8 protein-coding genes are annotated in these 7669 nt (G+C 63.8%); 3 read left to right on the top strand and 5 right to left on the bottom strand.

Going from position 1 to position 7669, the window contains the following annotated elements:
* The 3 genes from EOA38_RS21895 to EOA38_RS21885 form a co-directional block, all read left to right on the top strand.
* Positions 1–685: bifunctional allantoicase/(S)-ureidoglycine aminohydrolase (locus tag EOA38_RS21895; RefSeq protein WP_127300232.1), on the top strand; the 685-nt coding region annotated here is incomplete at its 5' end.
* On the top strand, positions 682–1173 hold the full coding sequence (locus tag EOA38_RS21890; RefSeq protein WP_127300231.1) for an ureidoglycolate lyase: 492 nt from the start codon (positions 682–684) through the stop codon (positions 1171–1173). The genes EOA38_RS21895 and EOA38_RS21890, both read left to right, overlap by 4 nt.
* Positions 1174–1183: 10 nt before the next feature.
* Positions 1184–1777, top strand: coding sequence for a nucleoside deaminase (locus EOA38_RS21885; RefSeq protein WP_127300230.1), 594 nt, complete (start codon positions 1184–1186; stop codon positions 1775–1777).
* Positions 1778–1843: 66 nt separating this feature from the next.
* On the opposite strand, the gene EOA38_RS21880 is transcribed toward EOA38_RS21885, so the two are convergent.
* From EOA38_RS21880 to EOA38_RS21860, 5 genes are all read right to left on the bottom strand, one after another.
* Positions 1844–2860: an ABC transporter ATP-binding protein gene (locus EOA38_RS21880; RefSeq protein WP_127300229.1), complete on the bottom strand. Its 1017-nt coding sequence runs from the start codon at positions 2858–2860 to the stop codon at positions 1844–1846.
* Positions 2861–2875: 15 nt separating this feature from the next.
* On the bottom strand, positions 2876–3937 hold the full coding sequence (locus EOA38_RS21875) for a Gfo/Idh/MocA family oxidoreductase (protein WP_127300228.1): 1062 nt from the start codon (positions 3935–3937) through the stop codon (positions 2876–2878).
* Positions 3938–4175: 238 nt separating this feature from the next.
* A complete protein-coding gene (locus EOA38_RS21870; protein ID WP_127300227.1) occupies positions 4176–5015 on the bottom strand; it encodes a carbohydrate ABC transporter permease in 840 nt (279 codons plus the stop codon).
* 8 nt (positions 5016–5023) lie between these two features.
* Positions 5024–5953, bottom strand: coding sequence for a sugar ABC transporter permease (locus EOA38_RS21865; protein WP_127300226.1), 930 nt, complete (start codon positions 5951–5953; stop codon positions 5024–5026).
* Positions 5954–6179: 226 nt separating this feature from the next.
* Positions 6180–7439, bottom strand: coding sequence for an ABC transporter substrate-binding protein (locus tag EOA38_RS21860; RefSeq protein ID WP_127300225.1), 1260 nt, complete (start codon positions 7437–7439; stop codon positions 6180–6182).
* Between the last annotated feature and the right edge of the window lie 230 nt (positions 7440–7669).

Genomic DNA, 7669 nt, shown 5'->3' with positions numbered 1-7669 from the left:
GATCATCGCAAGGCCGCTCTCGGGCTTCGCCGAGACGTTTTCGCAATACATCGTCGAGGTTCTGCCCGGCGGCGGCAGCGACCGGCCTGAGCTCGACGCCGGGGCCGAAGGCGTGCTGTTCGTCGTCGAGGGCGAGCTCGCCGTCTCGCTTGCCGGCAAGAAGCATGTGCTCCGCCCGGGCGGCTTTGCCTTCCTGCCGCCATCAAGCGGCTGGACGGTGCGCAACGAGAGTGGCGACGCGGTGCGCTTTCACTGGATCCGCAAGGCCTATGAAGCGATCGACGGCCTCGATGTGCCGGAAGCCTTCTTCACCAACGAGCAGCAGATCGCGCCGAGCCCGATGCCCGGCACCGAGGGCCGCTGGGCGACGACACGCTTCGTCGACCCGGCCGACATGCGTCACGACATGCACGTCACCATCGTCACGCTCAAGCCCGGCGCGGTCATTCCGTTTGCCGAGACGCATGTCATGGAGCACGGGCTCTATGTGCTCGAAGGCAAGGCCGTCTACCGCCTGAACCAGGACTGGGTCGAGGTCGAGGCCGGCGACTTCATGTGGTTGCGCGCCTTCTGCCCGCAGGCCTGCTATGCCGGCGGCCCCGGCAACTTCCGCTACCTGCTCTACAAGGACGTCAACCGGCATGCCAAGCTTGGCGGCGCCGGCCTTGGGGATCGCGCGCGGTGACCCGCATCGTCGCCCGGCCGCTGACGCGCGAAGAATTCGCGCCGTTCGGCGACGTCATCGACATGGGCGGCCACAACCGCTATCCGATCAACGGCGGCAAGGCGATGCGCTACCATGATCTCGCCACTGCCGAGGCCACCGGGCCGAACGCGCGCGTGCTGATCTCGATGGTGCGCGGCACGCCCTACGAGATGCCGCTGAAGCTCACCATGGTCGAGCGCCATCCGCTCGGCAGCCAGGCTTTCATCCCGCTGTCGCCGCGCCCGTTCCTGGTCGTCGTCTGCCATGACACCAAGGACGGTCCGGGCGAGCCGCATGCCTTCATCACCGCGCCCGGCCAAGGCATCAACTATCGGCGCAACCTCTGGCACGGTGTGCTGACGCCGATCGGCGCGGAGCAGGATTTCCTCATCGTCGACCGCGGCGGCGACGGCTCCAACCTCGAGGAGTGCTATTTTTCGCACCCTTACGAGATCCACCTCCCCTGAAGAGTTTCTCATGACCGACATTTCGCTGATCGACCGCCTGCTCGACGTGATCGAGCACGATATCGTGCCGAAGACGGCCGAAGGCGTTGCCCATGGCAACAAGCTGTTCGGCGCAGCGATTCTCAGGAAAAGCGACCGCTCGCTGGTGCTCGCCGAGACCAACAACGAGATCGAAAACCCGCTCTGGCACGGCGAGGTGCATTGCCTGAAGCGCTTCTACGAAATGCCCAAAGCCGAGCGCATCGACACCAAGGATGCACTGTTCCTGGCCACGCACGAGCCTTGCTCGCTCTGCCTGTCGGCGATCACCTGGACCGGCTTCGACAATTTCTACTACCTCTTCAGCCACGAGGACTCGCGCGACAGTTTTGCCATCCCGCACGACCTCAAGATCCTGAAGGAGGTCTTCACCCTCGACCCCGGCGGCTACAACACCGAGAACGCCTACTGGAAGAGCTTTTCGATCCGGCGGCTGGTGCGGGCCTTGCCCGAAGCCTCGCGCAAGCGGCTTGAGGCGCGCATCGGGAATATCTCGGCGCGCTATGACGCGCTGTCAGACGCCTACCAGGCAAGCAAGGCCGACAACGACATTCCCCTGAGCTGAGTGGTTCAGGACGGCTCCTTGGTTGCCACCACAATGGCGGCAACTCGAACCCTCGAGAAGTACGTATCAAGGAAGTCCCGGGCTTTCCTTCAGGACCTTCCCATCCGCTCCGAACCGGTAGGTCTTGGCCGGATCCGGGGTCGCGTAGAGCGTCGCGCCCGGCTCGGCATTGTAGACGCCGAAAATGCGCACCGTGAGCAGCCCCGCCTTCTCGCAGTCGAGATAGAGGTTGGTGTCGGCGCCGAGATGCTCGGCATGCACCACCGTGCCTTTCCAGGCGCCGGACTTGGCATCGACGGTCAGATGTTCCGGCCGCACGCCGACGGTCTTGGCCGTCTCGCCCAGTTTGGCACCGTCGATGAAGTTCATCTTCGGCGAGCCGATGAAGCCGGCGACGAAATCATTGGCCGGCGAATTGTAGAGCTCCATCGGGCTGCCGATCTGCTCGATGCGGCCGGCGTTGAGCACGACGATCTTGTCGGCCAGCGTCATCGCCTCGACCTGGTCGTGGGTGACGTAGATCATCGTCGCCTTCAGCCGCCGGTGCAGTTGCGCGATCTCCAGGCGGGTGTTGACGCGCAGCGCGGCGTCGAGGTTCGACAGCGGTTCGTCGAAGAGGAACAATTTTGGCTCGCGCACCACGGCGCGGCCGATGGCGACGCGCTGGCGCTGCCCGCCCGACAGTTCCGCCGGCCGGCGCTCAAGATAAGGCTCGAGCGACAGCATGGCGGAAGCGATCTTGATGCGGCGGTCGATCTCCGCCGAAGGCGTGCCGGCCTGCTTCAGGCCGAGGCCCATATTGTTCTTCACCGTCAGGTGCGGGTAGAGCGCATAGGTCTGGAACACCATGGCGATGCCGCGTTTTGCCGGCGGCGTGACGGAGACGTCGTCGCCATCGATCAGCACCCGGCCCGAGGTCGAATCCTCCAGCCCGGCGATCACGCGCAGCAGCGTCGACTTCCCGCAGCCGGACGGACCGACGAAGACGACGAACTCGCCGTCATTGACCTCGAGGTCGATGCCTTTCAGCACCTCAACCGGCCCGAAGGCCTTCTTCACGTTCTCGATGTTCAGCGAGCCCACGGCTTCGTCCTTGTTCTAGAGTTTGATTGGCGCGCCGGTGCGCACGCTCTCGTCGGCGGCGAGGCAAACCGCGAGCGACTTCACCGCGTCTTCCATGTGGCGGGTGAGGTCGATGTCCTCGCGGATGGCCTTGAGCAGGAAGGCCTGTTCGCGGTCGCAGAGCTCCTGGTGCCCCGGTTCGCCCTCCATCGACAGCAATTCGTCCTCTTTGGCGAACCTGCCGTCCGGTCCGATCGCGGCGCTGTGCAGGCGAATGGTCGAGGTCTTGGTGTGAGTGTCGATGTCGTCGGATCTTACGCCCTCCTTCATCACGATCGACACGCAGCCCTTGGGCGACATCACGTCCTTCACGAAGAAGGCGGTCTCCGAAATCATCGGACCCCAACCGGCTTCATACCAGCCGACCGAGCCATCCTCGAACAGCACCTGCAGATGGCCGTAATTATACATCGGGGGCGCCACCTCGTCGGTCAGCCGCACGCCCATGCCGCGCACCTCGACCGGCCTGGCGTCGGTGATCTGCAGCATCACGTCGAGATAGTGAACGCCGCAATCGACGATCGGCGAGGTCGTCCGCATCAGCTGCTTATGCGTCTCCCAGGTATGGCCGGAGGATTGCTGGTTGAGGTTCATGCGGAAGACGTAGGGGCCGCCGAGCTTGCGCGCCTCGGCGATCAGCCGCACCCAGGACGGATGGTGGCGCAGGATGTAGCCGATCACCAGCTTCCTGCTGTTGGCCTTGGCGGCGTCGACGACGCGCTGTGCATCCGCCACCGTCGTTGCCAGCGGCTTCTCGACGAAGACATGGCAGCCCGCCTCGAATGCCCGCACCGCGTAGTCGGCGTGGCTGTCGGAATAGGTGGCGATCGCAGCCACATCGGGCTTCTCGTCGCGCAGCGCGTCTTCGAAGGAGCGCCGGATGCCATAGCCGGCAAGCCCGTCGGGCAGCGGCACATCGGAACGATTGACCAGCGCCGCGATCTCGAAGCCCGGATTGGTGTGATAGGCGAGCGCATGGCTGCGGCCCATATTGCCGAGGCCTGCGACGACGACGCGAAGGGGTGGTTTATCGCTCATCTGACTGCTCCACTTTCTCTTGAGAGGGTGTCAACCCACCCGGCGCTTCGCGCCGACCTCCCCATCAAGGGGAGGTAGGGCGTTGGCGTGAACATCCCTGCCGAAGAGGCTGCTCTGAACTGAAACCAGGGGCGGTCGAGAATAGAGCGGCAACCTTCTACCCCCCCTCGATGGGGAGGTCGGCGCGCAGCGCCGGGTGGGGTGAAGCGCAGCCCTATCGCGAACTGGTTGTTACGGCTCACTTCACCGCTCCCGACGTGATGCCGCGGATCAGCTGCCGCGAGAAGATGACGTAGAGGATCAGCACCGGCAGGATCGCCAGCGACAGCGCCGCCAGGATCGCGTTCCAGTTGGTGACGAACTGGCCGAGGAAGAGCTGCGCGCCGAGCGTCACCGTCTTGGTCTCTTCCGACGGCGCCAGGATCAGCGGGAACCACAGATCGTTCCAGATCGGGATCATGGTGAAGACGGCGACGGTTGCCATGGACGGGCGCACCAGCGGCAGCACCAGGCGGAAGAAGATCGTGTATTCCGACAGCCCGTCGATGCGTCCGGCGTTCTTCAGGTCGTCGGACACCTGCTTCATGAATTCGGACAGGATGAAGATGGCGAGCGGCAGGCCTTGCGCCGTGTAGACCAGGATCAGCGCCGTCAGCGTGTTAACCAGCCCGCTTGCCACCATCAACTGCAGGATGGCGACGGTGCCAAGGCGGATCGGGATCATGATGCCGAGCGCGAGATAGAGGCCCATCATGGTGTTGCCGCGGAAGCGGTATTCCGACAGCGCGAACGCCGCCATCGCCCCGAACAGAAGCACGAAAAACAGCGAGGCGACGGTGACGACGAGGCTGTTCTGGAAATAGTGGAAGAAGTCGCCCTGTCCGAACACGGTGGTGTAGCCGATCAGGTCGAAGGTCTTCGGCGTCGGCGGCGTCAGCGGCGCGCCGAAGATGCCCGCGCGCGACTTGAACGAATTCATGATGACCAGGATCACCGGGAACAGCGCGATCACCGTGTAGGTCAAAAGGACGGCATGGGCGCCGATGGTGCGGGGAAGCGAATGTGTTGCGGTGCTCATGGTGCGCCTCAGAACTGATACCGACGCAGGCGCGTCTGGACGAGGAACAGGTAGACGCAGACGCCGGCAAGGATGATCAGGAACATCATCGTGGCGATCGCCGCGCCCATGTTGGGGTCGCCGACCTGGAGCTGGAAGCCGAAGAAGGCGCGGTAGAGGAAGGTGCCGAGGATGTCGGTCGAATAGTTCGGCCCGGCGAGCGCTCCTTGCGCGGTGTAGATCAGGTCGAAGGCGTTGAAATTGCCGACGAAGGTCAGGATCGAGATGATGCCGATCGATGGCAGGATCAGCGGCAGCTTGATCTTCCAGAACTGCGCCATGCCGGTGACGCCGTCGCATTCGGCCGCCTCGATCACTTCATCGGGGATCGACAGTAGCGCGGCATAGATCAGCATCATCGGAATGCCGACGAACTGCCAGACCGAGACAAGGCTGAGCGCGGTGAGCGCATATTGCTCCTTGCCGAGCCACGGTGTGAACAGGCTCTTCAGCCAGACGAAGTCGAGCAGATGCGGCGCCACGCCCCAGATCGGCGACAGGATCAGCTTCCAGGCGAAGCCAACGATGACGAAGGACAGGATCGTCGGCACGAAGATCGCCGTGCGATAGAAGGCGGCAAACCTGAGCCTCGGGCTGGAAAGAAGCGCCGCCAAAAGGATGCCGATCGGGTTCTGCACCAGCATGTGGATGATGAAGAACCAGACGTTGTTCCTGAGCGCATTCCAGAAATTCACCGACCAGTTGGGGTCGCCGAACAGCGTGCGGAAATTGCCCAGCCCGACGAAGACCTGGGACTGCTCGATGTTGCGGAACAAGGAGAGCTGCAGCGTGCCGAACAGCGGCAGGATCATGACCGCGGTGTAGACGAGCACAGCCGGCGCCAGGAAGACGCCGATATGCCAGCGGATCGGTCTTTTCGGTCGTGTTTGTGCGGCCATGAGTTTCGGTCTCCGCCGTCTCTCGGTTCCAGGTCGGATGATGCTAGCTGATGCCTCGATGCACGGCCTGATTGTCCCCATCAGGGGAGGACAAGGCCAGCGACTGCGCGGCTCCGTCTTCCCCGCAAGGTGAGAGGGTAAGACCGAGAGGCGGCGCCGACAATCGCTATCTAAGAACGGTCCGAATGCCGGCCGGGCGTGCGCCCGGCCGGCTCGATGGCAAAGATTACTTCGCCGGCTTGTACCAGCTGTCGAGGCCGTCCTGCAGCTTCTTGGCCGCGGCTTCCGGCGTGTCGGTGCCGTTGATCACGTTGGCCGATTCAACCCAGGTCTCGTTCTCGAGGTTCGGCGTGCCGCGCGACAGGATCTGGTAGGTCGAGCGGATCGTCGACTTGCACTTGCCGCGCCAGGAGACGAATTCCTGCGCCAGCGGGTCTTCCATTTTCACCGGCGTGCTGTTCAGGCTGAAGAAGCCCGGCAGCGCGTTGGCGTAGATGGTGGCGAAGTCCGGCGAGGCGACCCAGGACAGGAACTTCTTGGCTTCTTCCGGATGCTTCGATGCCGCATTCAGGCCCATGCCGATGTCGGTATGGTCGGAGATGTAGCAGGTGTCGCCGGCCTTCTGCACCGGCGGCGGGAAGGCGCCCATCTTGAACTGCGCCTGCGTGTTGAACAGGCCGATCTCCCACGAACCGGCCGGATAGATGGCGGCGCGGCCGAGCGTGAACAGGTTCTGGCTGTCCGGATAGGTCTGCGCCTCGAAGCCGTCGCCCAGATAGGGCTTCCACTTGGCCAGTTCCTTGTAAGGCTCGACCCACTGCGGATCGGTCAGCTTCTGCTCGCCCTTGATCAGGGCCGCGCGGCCTTCCTCGCCCTTCCAGTAGTTTGGGCCGATGTTCTGGTAGCCCATGGTCGCGGCTTCCCAGAGGTCCTTGGTGCCCATAGCCATCGGGATGTAGGTGCCGTCGGCCTTGATCTTGTCGAGCACGGCGTAGAACTCTTCATTCGTGGTCGGCACCTTGAGGCCGAGCTTGTCGAAGGCGTCCTTGTTGTAGATGAAGCCGTGGATGACCGAGGCCATCGGCACGCAGAAGCTCGACTTGCCGTCGTCGGTCTGCCAGGCGGCCTTGGCGACGGGCGAGAAGTTGTCCATCCCGGGCAGCGAGCTGAGGTCGGCAAGGTTGCCTTTCTTGAACAGCTCGAGCGACTTGTCGAACGGGCGGCAGGTGATCAGGTCGCCCGCCGAGCCGGCGGTGAGCTTGGCGCCGAGGGCTGCGTCATATTCGGTCGGTGCCGAGGGCGCGAACACCACCTTGATGCCGGGGTTCTTGGCCTCGAAGGCCGGGATCAGCTTGTCCTTCCAGATGGTCAGGTCGTCGCCGCGCCAGCTCTCGATGTTGAGCGTTACGTCGTCGGCCAGAGCCATCCCGGTGGTGCCGAGAATGCTCGTGCCGAGCAGAAGGGCCGTCAGTAGTTTGGTCGTCATCTTCAGTCTCCCTGTTGACCTTTTTCAGGTTCGGTTCTGATGAGAACAGAGGCTAGCGCCGCTTGCTCCCCTCGATCGCGGAAAGCGCCGGCCGAAGCTTCTGGCCCGCTCCTTCCAGTATCTTCTCGGCCGCGTCGGCGTTGGCAGCGCCGGCGGCGAGCAGAATGGCAGTCTTGACGACGCCGCCGCTCTCTTCGAGCAGGCGCGCCGCGTCGTCAAGACTGCCATTC

Origin of the sequence: Mesorhizobium sp. M1E.F.Ca.ET.041.01.1.1 (assembly GCF_003997355.1) — a bacterium.
Classification (GTDB): Bacteria; Pseudomonadota; Alphaproteobacteria; order Rhizobiales; family Rhizobiaceae; genus Mesorhizobium.
The sequence above is the reverse complement of the archived record's forward strand: the minus strand, read 5'-3'. Positions and strand labels throughout refer to the sequence as shown.

Bases quoted from the DNA above. Each gene is read 5' to 3' on its own strand.
- EOA38_RS21885 (WP_127300230.1), top strand. From the start codon at position 1,184: ATGACCGACATTTCGCTGATCGACCGCCTGCTCGACGTGATCGAGCAC.
- EOA38_RS21875 (WP_127300228.1), bottom strand. From the start codon at position 3,937: ATGAGCGATAAACCACCCCTTCGCGTCGTCGTCGCAGGCCTCGGCAAT.
- EOA38_RS21870 (WP_127300227.1), bottom strand. From the start codon at position 5,015: ATGAGCACCGCAACACATTCGCTTCCCCGCACCATCGGCGCCCATGCC.
- EOA38_RS21865 (WP_127300226.1), bottom strand. From the start codon at position 5,953: ATGGCCGCACAAACACGACCGAAAAGACCGATCCGCTGGCATATCGGC.
- EOA38_RS21860 (WP_127300225.1), bottom strand. From the start codon at position 7,439: ATGACGACCAAACTACTGACGGCCCTTCTGCTCGGCACGAGCATTCTC.